At 65.5% G+C, this 15,749-nt stretch carries 17 protein-coding genes; 9 read left to right on the forward strand and 8 right to left on the reverse strand.

Annotation, left to right across the window (positions count from 1 at the left end):
- Nucleotides 1-3: 3 nt before the first annotated feature.
- Nucleotides 4-909 carry a fatty acid desaturase gene (locus BBX35_RS04890; protein ID WP_208979758.1) on the reverse strand — a complete coding sequence of 302 codons (906 nt, stop codon included), beginning with the start codon at nucleotides 907-909 and terminating at the stop codon, nucleotides 4-6.
- Nucleotides 910-1,198: 289 nt separating this feature from the next.
- Here BBX35_RS04890 and BBX35_RS04895 point away from each other — a divergent pair, with 289 nt between their 5' ends.
- The 3 genes from BBX35_RS04895 (at nucleotide 1,199) to BBX35_RS04905 (ending at nucleotide 3,639) form a co-directional block, all read left to right on the forward strand.
- Nucleotides 1,199-2,047, forward strand: a complete 849-nt coding sequence (locus tag BBX35_RS04895) for a transcriptional regulator (protein ID WP_067218203.1) — start codon at nucleotides 1,199-1,201, stop codon at nucleotides 2,045-2,047.
- Between the two features lie 126 nt (nucleotides 2,048-2,173).
- Nucleotides 2,174-2,617, forward strand: coding sequence for a c-type cytochrome (locus BBX35_RS04900; RefSeq protein ID WP_067216668.1), 444 nt, complete (start codon nucleotides 2,174-2,176; stop codon nucleotides 2,615-2,617).
- A 107-nt stretch (nucleotides 2,618-2,724) separates the two neighbouring features.
- On the forward strand, nucleotides 2,725-3,639 hold the full coding sequence (locus BBX35_RS04905) for a c-type cytochrome (RefSeq protein WP_067216670.1): 915 nt from the start codon (nucleotides 2,725-2,727) through the stop codon (nucleotides 3,637-3,639).
- Between the two features lie 19 nt (nucleotides 3,640-3,658).
- On the opposite strand, the gene cutA is transcribed toward BBX35_RS04905, so the two are convergent.
- Nucleotides 3,659-3,994 (reverse strand): divalent-cation tolerance protein CutA, encoded by a 336-nt coding sequence (cutA, locus tag BBX35_RS04910; protein ID WP_244271557.1) that lies wholly within the window; start codon nucleotides 3,992-3,994, stop codon nucleotides 3,659-3,661.
- Between the two features lie 58 nt (nucleotides 3,995-4,052).
- On the opposite strand from cutA, the gene BBX35_RS04915 reads away from it, so the two are divergent.
- The 3 genes from BBX35_RS04915 to BBX35_RS04925 all read left to right on the forward strand — a co-directional run bounded on the left by BBX35_RS04915 (nucleotide 4,053) and on the right by BBX35_RS04925 (nucleotide 6,126).
- Complete coding sequence (locus BBX35_RS04915; RefSeq protein ID WP_067216675.1) at nucleotides 4,053-4,835, forward strand: NAD kinase; 783 nt, start codon at nucleotides 4,053-4,055, stop codon at nucleotides 4,833-4,835.
- Between the two features lie 99 nt (nucleotides 4,836-4,934).
- Nucleotides 4,935-5,513: a response regulator gene (locus BBX35_RS04920; RefSeq protein ID WP_067216677.1), complete on the forward strand. Its 579-nt coding sequence runs from the start codon at nucleotides 4,935-4,937 to the stop codon at nucleotides 5,511-5,513.
- 85 nt (nucleotides 5,514-5,598) lie between these two features.
- Nucleotides 5,599-6,126, forward strand: a complete 528-nt coding sequence (locus BBX35_RS04925) for an Hpt domain-containing protein (protein WP_067216680.1) — start codon at nucleotides 5,599-5,601, stop codon at nucleotides 6,124-6,126.
- Between the two features lie 33 nt (nucleotides 6,127-6,159).
- Here BBX35_RS04925 and BBX35_RS04930 read toward each other — a convergent pair whose 3' ends face one another.
- The gene (locus BBX35_RS04930) at nucleotides 6,160-7,314 is read right to left on the reverse strand and encodes a DUF2336 domain-containing protein (protein ID WP_067216682.1); all 1,155 of its coding nucleotides are present in this window, start codon (nucleotides 7,312-7,314) and stop codon (nucleotides 6,160-6,162) included.
- Between the two features lie 173 nt (nucleotides 7,315-7,487).
- Entirely contained in the window at nucleotides 7,488-8,564 is a 1,077-nt protein-coding gene (locus BBX35_RS04935) for a hypothetical protein (RefSeq protein ID WP_067216684.1), read from the reverse strand.
- 188 nt (nucleotides 8,565-8,752) lie between these two features.
- Between BBX35_RS04935 and BBX35_RS04940 the strand changes: the two genes are divergently transcribed.
- Both BBX35_RS04940 and BBX35_RS04945 read left to right on the forward strand, forming a co-directional pair.
- A complete protein-coding gene (locus BBX35_RS04940; protein ID WP_067216687.1) occupies nucleotides 8,753-9,205 on the forward strand; it encodes a MaoC family dehydratase in 453 nt (150 codons plus the stop codon).
- A gap of 2 nt (nucleotides 9,206-9,207) precedes the next feature.
- Nucleotides 9,208-10,089, forward strand: coding sequence for an HpcH/HpaI aldolase/citrate lyase family protein (locus BBX35_RS04945; protein ID WP_067216689.1), 882 nt, complete (start codon nucleotides 9,208-9,210; stop codon nucleotides 10,087-10,089).
- Nucleotides 10,090-10,155: 66 nt separating this feature from the next.
- Here BBX35_RS04945 and BBX35_RS04950 read toward each other — a convergent pair whose 3' ends face one another.
- Together BBX35_RS04950 and BBX35_RS04955 are read right to left on the reverse strand one after the other, a co-directional pair.
- Entirely contained in the window at nucleotides 10,156-10,758 is a 603-nt protein-coding gene (locus BBX35_RS04950; RefSeq protein WP_067218204.1) for a flavin reductase family protein, read from the reverse strand.
- 2 nt (nucleotides 10,759-10,760) lie between these two features.
- Nucleotides 10,761-11,345 (reverse strand): nitroreductase family protein, encoded by a 585-nt coding sequence (locus BBX35_RS04955; protein WP_067216691.1) that lies wholly within the window; start codon nucleotides 11,343-11,345, stop codon nucleotides 10,761-10,763.
- Between the two features lie 224 nt (nucleotides 11,346-11,569).
- On the opposite strand from BBX35_RS04955, the gene BBX35_RS04960 reads away from it, so the two are divergent.
- The gene (locus BBX35_RS04960) at nucleotides 11,570-12,619 is read left to right on the forward strand and encodes a hypothetical protein (protein WP_067216693.1); all 1,050 of its coding nucleotides are present in this window, start codon (nucleotides 11,570-11,572) and stop codon (nucleotides 12,617-12,619) included.
- A 16-nt stretch (nucleotides 12,620-12,635) separates the two neighbouring features.
- On the opposite strand, the gene BBX35_RS04965 is transcribed toward BBX35_RS04960, so the two are convergent.
- Entirely contained in the window at nucleotides 12,636-13,505 is an 870-nt protein-coding gene (locus BBX35_RS04965) for a lysophospholipid acyltransferase family protein (protein WP_067218207.1), read from the reverse strand.
- A 148-nt stretch (nucleotides 13,506-13,653) separates the two neighbouring features.
- Complete coding sequence (thrS, locus tag BBX35_RS04970; RefSeq protein WP_067216695.1) at nucleotides 13,654-15,609, reverse strand: threonine--tRNA ligase; 1,956 nt, start codon at nucleotides 15,607-15,609, stop codon at nucleotides 13,654-13,656.
- Nucleotides 15,610-15,749 lie beyond the last annotated feature (140 nt).

Here is a 15,749-nt window from a genome sequence, read left to right on the forward strand (position 1 = left end):
CCCTTATTCGATTTCCTGAAATCCATCTCGCTTCAGCCGCCGCGCCAGGACCGGATGTTCAACCGGCTCCTTGGCGCGGAAGGCGTGGCGGCGCGCGATTTCCAGATACGAGCGATAGATGTAGCCGCCGTTTTCCGCCCGGAACATGTCGCGGTGGCGGCGATAAAGCCCCGGCAGCCGATACCAGGGAACGGCCGGGAAGCGGTGATGCACCGCGTGCAGCGAATTGAAGAGGAACAGGAAGGCGAGCGGTCCGCGATCCTCGATGATCACCGTCCGGTGGCCGACCGCCTCTTCCGCCCGATGCTCCAGAAACGTGCGCACGCCCAGCAGCGACCACGCACCGTAGCAGACCGCGAGATAAGCCGGCAGCGAGAAGCCCGGCAAGAGCCTCAGCAGCGCCAGCAACACCCCGACGAGCATCAGATGCTCGCCCCAGGCGCGCAGGACATCTCCCCGCCCGCTCCATGCAAGCCGCCATTCCGCGGCGAAAAAGCCTGCCATGCCGATGGCCGGCCCCACAAGCATCCGCCCGAACAGCGTGTTGTTGAACGCCAGAAGGGCGCGTCGGGCGCGCCCCGCCGCGTGCCAGTCGCGCGGATGCAGGTACCAGCTCTCCGGATCCTCGTAAGGGTCAGTCAGGCGCGGATCGTCGTGATGGGCGATGTGCAGGCTACGAAACCGCCAATAGGGAACGAAAAGCCCGAGCGGCAGTCCGGCCAGCAGCGCGTTCGCCCGCGGAGTGCGGAAGGGGTGGCCGTGCAGTAACTCGTGCTGCAGCGAGGAGTGCAGCGTGATCACCGGCACCAGGCAGAGCCAGAACACCAGCGACCAGCCGCTCCCCTGGGCGGCGGATGCCACCGTCACCAGCGCGGCGAAGACCAGATAGACCCCGAGCAACAGCAGCACAGTCGGCCACTCGAATGCCGCACGCGAGAGCAGTCTCGGCTCGACGGCGGCAATCGAGCCGGCTCCACACGCCTCCTGCGACGTCTGGCTATCGAAAGGGAGTTCGGCGGAGAGAAGAGGTTCGGCGTGATGAGGCATGGCATCGAGAGTGCCGAAACCTGCAGGCGAAACAATGTGTCGATATCCAAAGACAAATGTGATTTTATTGAAGAGATGTGAAATCGATGTGAAATCACATTAAAAATGTGATTTCACAAAACCGGCTTCTTCAACAATGGATGCGGCGCAGATGTCCGGCACCGACAAACGAGAGCTCGCAGCACTCTTTCGCGAGCGGCTGGGCATCCTGATGGCGCGGCGCGGCGAGCCGCCGAGCCGGTTTGCGGCCCGCGTCGGCCTCGACCGGTCGGCGCTCAGCCACTTCTTCGACGCTGCGTCGACGCGGATGCCACGGGCCGAGGCGCTTTGCGACATTGCCCGCTCGGAGGGTGTCACCACCGACTGGCTGCTCGGGCTGACCCAGAGTGCGGCCGATGCAGCCGCGATCGCGCCGGCGATCGAGATCGAGCAGACGGAGAACGGCCGCGGCGACACCCTGCTGGCGAGCTGGCACCAGCAGGCGGTCGGCTACAAGATTCGCTATGTGCCTGGCACGATCCCGGATCTGCTGCGCACCGAGGCGGTGCTGACCTACGAGTTCGGCGCGCCCGAAACCGTCAAGGCCGCCGCCAAGGCGGACCAGGGCCGGCGCCTGCTCGCCTATACCCGCCGTCCGGAAACGGACATGGAGGTCTGCATGCCGCTGCAGACGCTGGAGCAGCTGGCAGCCGGGACCGGGATCTGGACGGGCCTCAGCGAAGGCGCCCGCCGCGAACAGCTCGATCACATGGCCCGGCTGGTGGAAGAGCTCTATCCCACGTTCCGCCTGTTCCTGTACGACAGCCGTGTCCGCTTCTCGCCGCCCTACACCGTCTTCGGCCCGCAGCGGGCGGCGCTTTTCCTGGGCTCGTTCTATCTCGTGGTGAATTCGGTCGAGCATATCCGCGCGCTCACCCGCCATTTCGACATGCTGATCCGCGCAGCCTCCATCGGCCCCGACCGGGCCGCTGGGCACCTTCGCGATCTGGCGAGCCGCTAGCAGGCCGGCGAGACACGCCTCCCGCTCTCACGTCTTCGTGAAATTCGGCATCTTGAGAAGCAAGGGGAAATGCGTCGACACTCGCCTCGGGCGGCGTGTCGTGCCGCACCTGAGGGAGACACACATATGCTCAAGTCCTGCCTGCGCACGGCCGCCGTGCTCGCAGCCTTCGCGGCCACCACATCGCTCGCCAATGCCGACCCCATCGAGGTTCGCCAGAACATGATGAAATCCGTCGGAGCGGCCACGGGAACGCTCGGCAAGATGGTGAAGGGCGAAATCCCCTACGATCCGCAGCTGGCCGGTATGGCGATGCGCGTTCTCTTCACCACTCCGTCCGGCTTCGTAGCCCAGTTCCCCGAAGGCGCCGATTCGCCGACCAGCGAAGCCGGCCCGAAGATCTGGGAAGACCGGGCGGGCTTCGAGAAGGTCGCCCTCGATATGCAGACTGCCGCCATGGCCGCAATCCCGGCGGCCGGCGAGAGCCTCGACGCGCTGAAGGCCTCCTTCGGTTCGGTCGCGCAGAACTGCCGCGCCTGCCACGAGACCTACCGCGTCAAGAAGAACTGATCTAACACGGACCTTGAGCACGCCGCCCGGCGCGCCGGCCCCTTCGCCGGTGCGCCGGGCGGTTATCAGTCGTTCGGCATTTCGCACGACGCGTCCCGGAGTAGCACATGACCCGCCGCACCTTTCGCCGTCTCGTCGGCGTGTTCCTGCTGCTGATCGCCGTGGGGCTCTATTTCACGCGGCCCGAACGGGTGGATCCGGCGTCGATCCCGGCGCACCAGGCGGACCTTGCCAATGGCGAGCGGATGTTCTGGGCCGGCGGCTGCGCATCGTGCCATGCTGCGCCCGGCGCCACCGGGGACGACAAGCTGGTGCTGGCCGGCGGCGTTGAATTGAACACCCCGTTCGGCCTTTTCCGCGTGCCCAACATTTCCCCGTCCGAAGCCGGCATCGGCGGCTGGTCGGTCAACGACTTCCTCAACGCGATGATCCACGGCACCTCGCCGCAGGGCCTGCACTACTATCCGGCCTTCCCCTATGGCTCCTACCGCAACATGAAGGCGGAGGACCTGATCGACATGAAGGCCTATCTCGACACGCTTCCTGCCTCGGACAATCAGGTGGCCGACCACGAACTGGCCTTCCCCTTCTCCTGGCGCAGCGCGCTCGGCATGTGGAAGCTCTTGTTCCTGGACACCAGCGCGCCCGCTCTTGCCGCAAATGCCGGCGCAGAAGCCGAACGCGGCGCCTATCTGGTGACCGGTGCCGGTCACTGCGCGGAATGCCACACACCGCGCAACGTCCTCGGAGGCCTCGATACGTCACAGTGGCTGGCGGGCGGCCCCAATCCCGACGGCGAGGGCAGCATCCCGAACATCACGCCGTCGTCTCAGGGAATCGGTTCCTGGTCGGCGACGGACATTGCCTACTATCTGGAAAGCGGCTTCACGCCGGACTTCGACAGCGTCGGCGGCAGCATGGCCTCGGTCCAGTCGAACTGGGCCAAGGTGCCGGCAGAAGACCGCGCGGCCGTCGCCGCCTATCTCAAGGCCATCGCCCCGATCCCGGCGGCCGGCAACTGATCCCCGCACCTTGCGGGGATCAGCTTCCCTCGAAGGCTTCGCTGCCGGTCTGCCGGCGGATCCAGTCGAGGAACGAGGCGCTGCCCCCTTCCACGGGCAGCAGCATCACCGCCGGCTCGTCATAGGGGTGCTCGTGGACGACCGCCTCGATCGCCTCCCGCGCCCGTGATCGGGTGGTCTTGGCCAGGAACACGACTTCCTGACTTTCCTCCAGCGCCCCGTCCCACTGATAGATCGAGGTCATGCCCGGCCACATGTTGACGCAGGCCGCAAGCCCGTCGCCGACCAGGCGGGCGGCTGCCGCGCGTGCGCTTTCGGTGTCTGGAAAAGTCGCGTAGATCAAACGGATATCCATCTCGCCCTGCATCAAAAGACGGGTCCCCAAATTTCGCGGCCCGTGCTACGTCAGATTCATGGACCGCCTGCCGCAGACTATCGAGAAACTGGCCTTCGTCTCAAGCGAGACGGACGAGGCGGAGCGCGCCCGCGTCCAGCTGGAAAGCCGCTACGGCGCCAACGACCCCAAGCAGGCCGATGTGATCGTCGCCCTTGGCGGCGATGGCCTCATGCTCCAGACGCTGCACCGGTTCATGAACACCGGCAAGCCGATCTATGGCCTCAACCGCGGCTCGGTCGGCTTCCTCATGAACGAATATGGCGAGGACGACCTGCCGGATCGGATCGCCCGCTCCGTGGTCAGCCGCATTCACCCGCTGGTGATGGAGGCGACCGACACGTTCGGACACATCCACTCGGCGCTGGCCATCAACGAGGTCTCGCTGCTGCGCCAGACGCACCAGGCGGCCAAGCTGCGCATCTCGGTCGACGACCGCGTCCGGATGGAGGAGCTCGCCTGCGACGGCGTCCTGGTTGCAACGCCCGCCGGCAGCACCGCCTACAACCTGTCGGCCCACGGCCCGATCCTGCCCATCGATGCGCAGCTTCTGGCGCTGACGCCCATCAGCGCCTTCCGCCCCCGGCGCTGGCGCGGCGCCCTGCTGCCGAATTACGTCAATGTTCGCATCAGCGTGCTGGAGGCGGACAAGCGTCCGGTGAGTGCCGCAGCGGATTATACCGAGATCCGCAATGTCATCGAGGTGCGCGTGCGCGAAGAAAAGAACTCGTCCAGTCTCGCGCTGTTCGATGCGGACCACAACTGGGACGAGCGCATTCTCTCCGAGATGTTCCGCTACTGACAGCGTAAGTAGCTTGCCTTATTTCGCAAATAATTAAGCTCTGGCAGCGATCTTTCCGCTAGGCTCTTTTGACAAGAGAGTGCGCAGGATAGACAAGAAATGCAGCTGCCCCACCTCGACCTCACCGGCATTCGGATCCTGATCGTCGACGACAACGCCAACATGCGCAGGATCCTGCGGACGATGGTGGCAGGCTTCGGCGTCAAGTCCATCTACGAGGCGGAGGACGGGGCCGATGCCCTCGAGGAAATCTCCCGGAACGACCCCGACCTGATCATCCTCGACTGGCTGATGCCGCTGGTGAACGGCAACGAACTGACACGCCGCATCCGCACCTCGCACGCTCCGGCCTGCTTCGTGCCGATCATCGCCGTGACCGCACATACCCAGAAGCGCCGTGTGATGCAGGCGCGGGACAGCGGCGTCACGGAAGTGATGTGCAAACCGATCTCCGCGCGTGCCCTTTACCTTCGCATCGCCAACTGCATCCTCAATCAGCGGGACTTCGTCCGCACCAAAGGCTTCTTCGGGCCGGATCGGCGCCGGTTCCAGAATCCCAACTTCTCCGGAGATGAGCGACGGGGACAGCCGGTCGACGACGGATATACTCTGGACGGTCAATCGGAACTCCCGCAAAGTCAGCCTTCACGGGCAAGCGGGGAATCGGCGACGGGATGAGACCGTATTCCTGTGGCAACCTGAGCAGCGCGACACCTGGCAGCCAAATGGCCGGGGACGATGCGCAGCGGGAGCGAAAGAACAGATGAGCAGCGACCCGACCAAGCAGAATGCCGGCTACGAACTGGTCAAGCCGCCCCGCGACCTTCGCGCGAAAGTCCGGGTCCTGAGCGAGCGCGAGGCTGCCCGGTTCGACCCCATCAAGTCGGCCGAAGCCGCGCTCGAGCGCCTGTCTCATGATTTCGACGACTGGATGGCCAGCGAGGCGCAAACGCTGTCCCAGGCCTGGACGGACATTCAGGATCAAGGCATCGGCGATACCGAGCGACGCGAAACGCTGTTCCGTGCGGCGCATGATATCAAGGGCCAGGCCAGCACCTTCGGCTATCCGCTGGTCGGTTCCGTCGCCGGCAGTCTGTGCCATCTGATGGATCATGTCCCGGCGGAGAAGCTTCCGCTCACATTGATCGCCCAGCATGTCGAGGCGATCCGCGCCATGGTCGCCGAGACCGGTCAGCAGGAAGAAAACGCCACGGCCAAGGCGCTGGTCGACAAGCTGACCGACGTCACCAACGACTATATTTCCCGCCATGGAGACGGCGAGGAGGAGTGACCCCCTCGCCTTTGCTTCCCGCGTTTTTCCGGGTCAGGCCGCCGCCAGCGTCCGGTCGACATAGGCGCGTGCGGCTTCGCGTGCGATCTCGGCCGAGAACCGGCGCAGCATGACCACCAGATCATCCGCCTCGACGCCGTCCTGCGACTGATAGCGCTCCAGCACCTCGGAGATCAGCAGCCTGGCGACCGCCGGGTTCGACGGAATGACGAGGTCGGGAGAGATTTCCCGGGCGAGATCGCGCCAAACGCCGACAGCGACCTGGATCAAGGTATGCGTTCGCGGCGGCAGGCCGGCGCGTGCCAGCAGCGCCCGTACGGCAAGCCCCCTGCCCGTCTCCAGCACGCCGCGCACGCGCTCGCTGCCCATGCCGGACAAACGCGCCAGCGCCGCATTGAACAGGCGGATGTTGCCGGTGCACAGGGCCCGCAGCAGGAGGCCTGCGGTCAGTTGTCCCGATTCCAGGAGATGCCCGACCAGCGCGTCCGTTTCCTGCGGCCCCGCCCGGCTGGCAAGGCTCACCGTCGCCCGTTCTCGTGCCTCCGCCACCACGGAGCGGGCACGCTCCTCCTTCAGGCCGCGGCGCACCAGCGGATGGTCGCTCAGCAGGTCGCCGACCTGCTTCAGCAGCATCTGGCGGATCTCGATGGGAATACCGGGCCGTGCCATCAGCGCCTCGCGCAAGGCGGCCTCCTTGCCGTGCCGCTCCACCAGCCTCACCAGGCTGAACCGCGGGATCTCGGCCGTGTCGTTTTCGGCCAGCGCGCAGCACGCCTGAAGCGAGCCGACTTCGGCAACCGCCGCCGCCACCTGCGCCGACAGATGGAACCGGCGCGCCACCGCGGCGGGCAACGGATCGGCGAACCCGCCTATCGCGTCGACAAGCTCCGCATCCAGCAGCACGGGCGACCACTCCAGAACGGGCAGCGCCACATCCGGCAGGTCGTTGACCAGCGCCAGGACCACTTCGCGCGGAGCCTTGTCGCTGCGCGACAGTGCTTCGGCCAGTGCGCGGCGCACCTGCACGGCCGGATCGTCGAGAAGGATGATCATCGCAGCTTCCGCCGCATCGCGGTCGTCGGCGGACATTTCGGAATAAAGATAGGCCTTGGCGAGCGCGCTCGTCGCCTCCGCTCGCCGGGCCACCGGCGCATCTGCCATCCAACGCAAAAACTGATGCACGATCATGATGCGTAGTCCCCTGGGTCGCGCTGCGTAACGCAGCGCAGGTCACCAGTGTGGGGCAGAAACGCTTAAAGCTTCGTTCACCATAAAGCCTTCGTTCACCATGAACGGCCGAACGAAAAACGCGCGAACCGCCTGGTCCGCGCGTCCCTGTCCATCCGTGCCGGTGCCGCGGCTCACACCGGCGGCAACAATTCCCTCTGGGCGAAGGTCGGCTGGTAGTTGAGGAAGCCCGTCAGGTCCATCGGCTGGCTGCGAACGAGGCTCGCGGTCCGCTGACCGCCGCCGGCCTCGATGAGGATGCGAGATCGTCGCTCGGCATAGGCATCGCTGCTCGATGCCGCCTCCAGCCGTGCCGCCGCCCGCTCCAGCGCCTCCGCCTGTCCGGCCTCCTGTGCCGCAAAGGCCGAGGTGAAGCGCGAATCGAACGACACTCGCCGCGCCTCCATGCCATTGCGGAACAGCGCATGGAACGGCGAGGAGATATTGTCGGTGGCCGACCATGCGGTCAGCACCCGGCTGGTCGGCGCGTCGCTCGCCCGTTGGGTGTCGCCGGAGTTATAGGCGAGTTCGGTACCGGTGGCCGGCTTCGTCTCCGGACGCGCGGCCATCATCGTACCGCCGCCCGGCAGCGTCGGCATCGGCCCGGAATGCTTGGCGACCAGATTGGCATAGACCTCGGAAACGCTGCGCGCGCCGCCCCGGTCGTAGAAGATCGGCTTGTTCGCCTTCGCCTGGCGGGAGAAGACCTGATCCGCGGCAAGGTCGGGCTGATTTTGCGCCAGCGAGATTAGCTTGTGGGCACCGCCCGCTCCCAGGAAATGCGCGATATAGAGCTCGCCCTCGCTCGGCGGCCTGCCGAGCTTCTCGGTCAGATACGAGGCGTTCTTCTGCGTCAGCTCGCCCGCCATCATCGAGGCGATGCTGGCATCGTTGCGCAGATTGAGGATCTTCTCGCGCATGGCCGGATCGGCCACCCGGTACTTGCCGCTGGCTGTACGTTCGATCTGGTCGGCATACTGCCCGAGACCGTGGCGCGCCCCCGCGTCCTTGACCGTTTCCAGCCAGGTACTTTCGATGAACTGGAAGAGACCGGTCGCACTCGAGGTGCGCGCGCGGGCGGTCTCGACGAAGTTGGATTCCCGCTTCGCCGTCTTCACCAGGTACTCGAAGGAGGTGCCGGTCGTCGTGCTGGCCGACTGGAACGCCTGCTCGATCCTGGATGCGATCGAGATCGGTTCGCCGACTTTCATGCTCCGCTCTCCTGCGTAACGCATGTCTTAGGATTTGGTTAAGAGTCACGGCCATTTGGTTAACGAGTGGTTAACGCCCGCTAAGGTCCGTTGCGAATTGCACTTTATGTCTTTAATCGAAAGACTCGATTCGTGGAAAAAGTGGATCGGCCGGTCTGCAGGCCGGTTGAAACGACAGGGAGGAACGCATGCCGGGACTGTATTACGAGGAGTTCGAGATCGGCCACGTCTTCACTCATTCGCTGACCCGCACGGTCACCGAGATGGACAACATGCTGTTCTCCAACATGACGCTGAACCCGCAGCCCCTGCATATCGACCGGCACTTCTGCGAGACGCAGACCGAATGGGGTCAGCCGCTGGTGAACAGCATCTTCACGCTCGGTCTGATGATCGGCATCTCGGTCAACGACACGACCGTGGGCACCACCATCGGCAACCTCGGCATGACCGATGTCCGCTTCCCGCACCCCTTGTTCCAGGGCGACAGCGTGCACTGCACGACCGAAGTGGTCGCCAAGCGCGAGTCGAAGTCGCGGCCCGACGCCGGCATCGTCGAGTTCGAGCACAAGGCCTTCAATCAGAACGACATCCTCGTCGCCAGCTGCCGTCGCCAGGCCTTCATGAAGAAGAAGGGCTGAGCATGCGCTCGCTTCTCTTCGTTCCCGGCGACAGCGAGCGCAAGCTGGAGAAGTCGCTGACGAGCGACGCCGACGTGCTCCTGATCGACCTGGAGGATTCCGTCGCCCTTGAGGCCAAGCCGAAGGCGCGCGAGATCGCCACCGCCTTTCTCGCGGCGAACCGCGAGCAGGAGACCCGCCCGCGCCTCTATGTCCGCGTCAACGCGCTCGACACCGGCGAGACGGACGCCGATCTTGCCGCCGTGATGCGGGCGGCGCCCGACGGCATCATGCTGCCCAAGTCGATCTCAGGCCGCGACGTGCAGCACCTTGCGGCCAAGCTTGCGGTGCATGAAGCCGAGCAGGGCCTTGCCGACGGCGCCACCCGCGTGATCGTCGTCGCCACCGAGACTGCTGCGTCCGTCTTCAATCTCGGCACCTATGCCGGATCGAGCCCGCGCCTTGCCGGCCTTACCTGGGGTGCGGAAGACCTCTCGGCCGATCTCGGGGCGCTCGGCAACCGAACTGCGGACGGGCGCTATTCGGGCCCGTTCTGGCTGGCGCGCAACCTCTGCCTCTTCGGCGCAGTCGCGGCCGAAGCAGCCCCCATCGACACCGTCTTCACCAACTTCCGGGACATGGACGGCTTGCGTGCCGAGGCGCTGGAAGCGCTGAACGACGGCTTCACCGGAAAGATGGCGATCCATCCTGCCCAGGTGCCGGTGATCAACGAGGTGTTCACCCCCTCACCCGAAGAGATCGCCAAGGCCCGCCGCGTCTTTGAAGCCTTTGCGGCGGCCGGCAATCCCGGTGTTGTCGGCCTCGACGGTGAAATGCTCGACCGGCCGCATCTGCGCCGGGCCGAAAAGATCCTGGCGCGCGCCGGCCTTGCGGTCATCGCCTGACGGCAAAAGGGCCGGAGAGCACGCGCCCTCCGGCCCTGTCAGCAAAGCCTTGCGGCGAGCGGATGGTCAGGCCTTCGGCCGGCGCATCTGGAAGACGCTGTCCACCACCGCATAGTCCATGTAGCCGAGCCGCGAGAGCGGCCGCGCCTTCGTCACGTCGAACAGACCGTCGACCAGCATGGCCTCGTCGAGATGCACCGCGACGACCTCGCCGAGCACCATCCAGTTGTTGGTCGGCGTGCCGTCATGGGCCGTCAGGCGGATCGTCTGCAGGTGCCTGCATTCGAGTGCGGCCTTCGCCTCGGCAACGCGCGGCGCGCCGACGAGCAGGGAATCCTGCGGCGTCAGACCGGCCTTTTCGAACTCCGACACGCCCTTTTCGAACGGCGCCGAGGACGTGTTCATCGCGTCCTTCAGATCCTCGGTTGCAAGGTTGAAGACGAAATCGCCGGTCTCGTCGATATTCGCGACCGAGTCCTTGTAGCCGGACGAGGAGAAGACCACGATCGGCGGCGTGTCGCAGACCGCGTTGAAAAAGCTGTAGGGAGCAAGGTTCAACGACCCGTTCGCTGCCCGGCTGGAAATCCAGCCGATGGGCCGCGGTGCCACCACGGCCTTGAACGGGTTGTGCGGCAGGCCGTGCCCCTTGGCGACCTCGTAGCTGTACATGCTCATGCGGCGCTCCATTCGCTGATCAGGTCGTCGAGGTCGGGCCGTGGCCGCTCGGTCGGCTGCTGCGACGGCGTGCCCAGATGAATGAAGCCGGCGATGCGTTCCGCTTCGGCAAGACCCAGCAGAGACGAAACGTCGTCGTCGAAGGCCATCCATTCGGTGAGCCACTGGGCCGCGAAGCCGCTGGCATTGGCCGCCATCACCAGGTTCATGCAGACCGCGCCGACACACAGCTGCTGTTCCCAGACCGGGATCTTGGGATGCACGGCAGCGCGGCTGACCACGGCGACCACCAGCGGTGCCCGGGTGAAGCGCGTCAGTTCCTGATCGCGCCGCTCCTGGGAAAGCTCGCCCTCGCGCGCTTCGGCCAGCAGCACCAGCTTCCTGCCCAGCGCCTCGCGGGCCTCGCCGCGGATGAGGATGAAACGCCAGGGGACCAGCTTGCCGTGGTCCGGCACGCGGGAGGCCGCCTGCAGGATGGTGCGCAGGGCTTCGCCTTCCGGTGCAGGCTCGACCATGGTCATGGCCGGATGCGAGCGCCGCGTAAGCATCAGGCGCAGTGTTTCGGATTGCTCCGTCGTCATTTTCTGCCTTTTTGTCGGCGCCGGCCGCGAACGGGTCGGCACGAGATGGAAGGGGCGCAGAACGCGCTGTCGCCTTCATGACCTAGACGGGTTTTCGCGCCTGTCAATCTTGCCGGGGCTGCAGGCGACAGATGACTTGAAATTGCCCCAGTTTTGGAGTGGAACCCAGGGGCGGAATTTCTTCCGCGCGCTTTCGTTTCGAGACAGGGGCAGGCAGCCGGCAAATGCAGGTGTTCAAGGCTTTCGCAATCGCGCTGTGCGCCGTCGGTCTGGCGATCTCCCCGCTTCAGGCACAGGACGTCGTGACGCCTCCGGCCAAGCCCGACGAGCTGAACGCGGCGCCGGCGGATGCAGCGCCGGTCGAGGCAGCTCCGGAAGAGCCGGCAGCACCGCCGCTCGGCGACCTGTTCGGCGGCAACGCGGTGCCCGGCTCGTCCACCCCGGTTGTGCCCTACGCCCCCGCCATCACACCGGATACCGGCATGCCTGACCAGGGCACGGAATCGCCGGTCTACATGGTCGCGCGCCTGTCGGAAGACGGCCCCGCCCTGACACAGGGCGTCACCTGGCGCGTCTACCGGCCGACGCTGGACGACACAGGCCGGCTCGAACTGGTGGCGACGGCAACCGGCGGCGATGCCGACTTCCGCCTGGCGCCGGGCGACTATTTCGTCCACACCGCCTACGGCTATGCCGGCCGCACCAGCCGCATCTCCGTGCGCAACGGCCTCACCAGCCAGACCGTCGTGCTGAATGCCGGCGGCATCAAGCTCGATGCGCAATTCTCCGGCAATCAGCCGATCCGCGCCGGCCGGCTGGTCTTCGACATCTACGAACGCGAGTTCAACAGCCGCGGCGAACGCAAGATCGTGGCGAGCAACGTCAAGCCGGGCGATATCGTGCGGCTGAACGCCGACACCTACCACATCGTCAGCCGCTACGGCGCCGTCAACGCCACCGTGCGTGCCGACATCCGCGTCGAGCCGGGCAAGCTGACCGAGGCGACCGTCTATCACAACGCCGCCCGCGTGACGCTGAAGCTGGTCAACCAGCCCGGCGGCGAGGCCATCGCCAACACCAACTGGTCGGTGCTGACGCCCGGCGGCGATACGGTGGTGGAGGGTACGGGCGCCTTCCCGGCCTTTGTCCTGGCCTCGGGCGAATACCAAGTGATCGCGCGCAACGAGGACAAGCTCTACTCGCGCGACTTCGAGGTGAAGACCGCCGCCCATGGCGAGGTCGAGGTCCTGACGAGTTCGCTTCTCAAGCAGTAGCGGCTTGCGGCCAGCCTCAGGCGGAAATCCGCCGTAGCCGACGCCGGTCCGCCCTCTTCCGCCGCCGCGGAACCAGTGGCGCCATCGCCACCACCCGCGCCAACAGGTGCTCGGTCATCGCCTTCTGGTCTCCGAAGGCTGCAAGCTCCTCATAGGAGATCGGCGCGCCGACCCGCACGGGCAGATCGCACCCCATGATCCTGCGGAACTCGCGAATATACATCGACAGGCGCAGCGTCAGCGATACGCGCGAGACCATGTGAAAGAGCGGCGAGTTCTGGCCGTCGAAATAAAGCGGGATGACCGTCGCGCGGGCCGCGCGGATCATCTTGGCCGTAAACGTCTTCCACGGCAGCTCGCGGGCCCGGCCGAAGGGCCGGTCGGCGGTGGCCACCCCTCCCCCCGGAAACACGATGATCGTCACGCCTTCGGCGAGCAGGCGCAGCGCCTCCTGGCGGGTGCGCATGTTGGTCCGCAGGGCCTCCGCCGTCTCCTCGAAGTCGACGGGCAGCGCGTAGGGGCGGATCTCCGGAGCCTTCAGCAGCTCGTTGTTGATGAGGATGCGGTAGGGACGCCCCAACCGTTCGGCCAGCGACAGGATCGCCAGCCCGTCGCCGAGCCCATACGGGTGGTTGGCGATCATCACCAGCGGCCCCTCGGGAAGGTTTTCCGGCGGCCAGCTGCCCTCTTCCACCACCACGTCGACCCCGATCAACGCGAGAAGATCGCTCCACTTGGTGGCCGACGTCGCGGCGATGGCATCGCGCCAATAGCGATAGTATCCGAGCAGGTAATTGCGTCCCGACAGCGTCTCGATCCAGCGGATCAAGGTGCGCTTGGTCCAGGAATGCGCCTCGTTGGCGTAGCTGAGTTCCGTTTCCCTCACCACCGGCCCCTGAATTCGCCTGCGCGGAAGAAACCCCGATCTAGACTGTCATGCATGACAGGATCGCGACAGTCCGACACGTGCCCTACGAAAAGAGCCGACCAGGAGATCCCTGGCCGGCTCGATTTCAGCATCGCTTGCGGCCGTTTCAGTCCCGCCGCAGGTCCGGCGCGACAGCCTCCTCGACAAGCGCGGCAATCGCGTCGTCGAGACCGGTGACGGACTGCTGCTGCGAGCCCAGCCGGCGGATGTTGACGGTCCGCTCTTCCGCCTCGCGCTTGCCGCACACGACGATGACCGGAACCTTGGCCAGCGAGTGCTCGCGGACCTTGTAGTTGATCTTCTCGTTGCGCAGGTCGAGCTCGGCCCGCAGGCCCGCCTTCCGCATCGCCGCCTGCACCTCGGTCGCGTACTCGTCCGCATCGGAGGTGATGGTGGTCACGACCACCTGCTGCGGCGCCAGCCACAGCGGGAAATGGCCCGCGAAGTTCTCGATCAGGATGCCGAGGAAGCGCTCCATCGAGCCGCAGATGGCGCGGTGGATCATCACCGGGGTCTTCTTCTCGCCGTCCTTGTCGACATAGAAGGCGCCGAAGCGCTCCGGCAGATTGAAGTCCACCTGGGTGGTGCCGCACTGCCATTCGCGCCCGATAGCATCCTTCAGCGTGTATTCGAACTTCGGACCGTAGAACGCGCCCTCGCCCGGCAGGATGTCGGTCTTGATGCGCCCGCCCGACTGGTCGGCGATCTGCTTCAGGACCTTTTCCATCACCGCTTCGGCATGATCCCAGAGCTCGTCGGATCCGACGCGCTTCTCCGGCCGGGTCGACAGCTTCACGACGATCTCGTTGAAGCCGAAGTCCTCGTAGACCGAGAGGATCAGGTCGTTGATCTTCAGGCACTCCGCCGCCATCTGCTCCTCGGTGCAGAAGATGTGGGCGTCGTCCTGGGTGAAGCCGCGCACGCGCATCAGGCCGTGCATGGCGCCCGAAGGCTCGTAGCGGTGCACCGCGCCAAACTCCGCCAGCCGCAAGGGCAGGTCGCGATAGCTCTTCAGCCCATGCTTGAAGATCTGCACGTGACCCGGGCAGTTCATCGGCTTCAGGGCAAACAGACGGGTGTCCTCGGCCTCCGGATCGGCGCACTGCACGGAGAACATGTTCTCCTTGTACCAACCCCAGTGACCGGAGGTCTCCCACAGCGAGGTGTCGAGGATCTGCGGGGCGTTGACCTCGTCATAGTCCTCGTCGAGGCGCCGGCGCATGTAGCCGACCAGGCTCTGGAACAGGCTCCAGCCCTTGGCGTGCCAGAACACGACGCCCGGCCCCTCTTCCTGGAAATGGAACAGGTCCATCTCCCGGCCGAGCTTGCGGTGGTCGCGCTTCTCTGCCTCTTCCAGCATGTGGAGATAGGCCTTGAGCTCGGCCTCGTTCGCCCATGCGGTGCCGTAGATGCGGGTCAGCATCTCGTTGTTGCTGTCGCCGCGCCAATAGGCGCCGGCCACCTTCATCAGCTTGAAGGCGTCGCCCACCTGGCGGGTAGAAGCCATGTGCGGCCCGCGGCACAGGTCGAGCCATGCGCCCTGGCGATAGATCTTCACGTCCTGGTCGGCCGGGATCGCGTCCACCAGCTCGACCTTGTAGGTCTCGCCCTTGTCGAGGAAATGGCGCTTCGCCTCGTCGCGCGACCACACCTCGCGGGTGAACGCATCGCCCCGCTGGATGATCTCGCGCATCTTCTTCTCGATGACCGGCAGGTCGTCGGGGGTGAAGGGCTCGTCGCGCTTGAAGTCGTAATAGAAGCCGTTCTCGATGACCGGACCGATGGTCACCTGCGTCCCCGGCCACAGCTCCTGCACCGCTTCAGCCATCACATGGGCGGCGTCGTGGCGGATCAGCTCCAGCGCCCGCGGGTCGTCACGGGTGACGATCTCCAGCTTGGCGTCGCGCTCGATCGGCAGCGACAGGTCGGCCAGCTCTCCGTCGAGCGTGATGGCAACCGCCTTCTTGGCAAGCGATTTGGAAATGCCGGCGGCAATCTCGGCGCCGGTCACACCGGGCGCGAAATCACGAACCGAATTGTCGGGGAAGGTCAGATGGATCATGTCTGTCTCCGGCTCACTCCTGCAAACAGAGCAGGTAAGCGTTGTGTTTTTGAACCGCGGTTGAATAGAGGATTTGGGCAAGGGCGGCAACCGTTACAACCCGGGCAAAGGCCAAGTCCGGTTATCAGGGGCCAGGCAGA

Origin of the sequence: Stappia indica, from assembly GCF_001696535.1 — a bacterium.
GTDB classification, from domain to species: domain Bacteria; phylum Pseudomonadota; class Alphaproteobacteria; order Rhizobiales; family Stappiaceae; genus Stappia; species Stappia indica.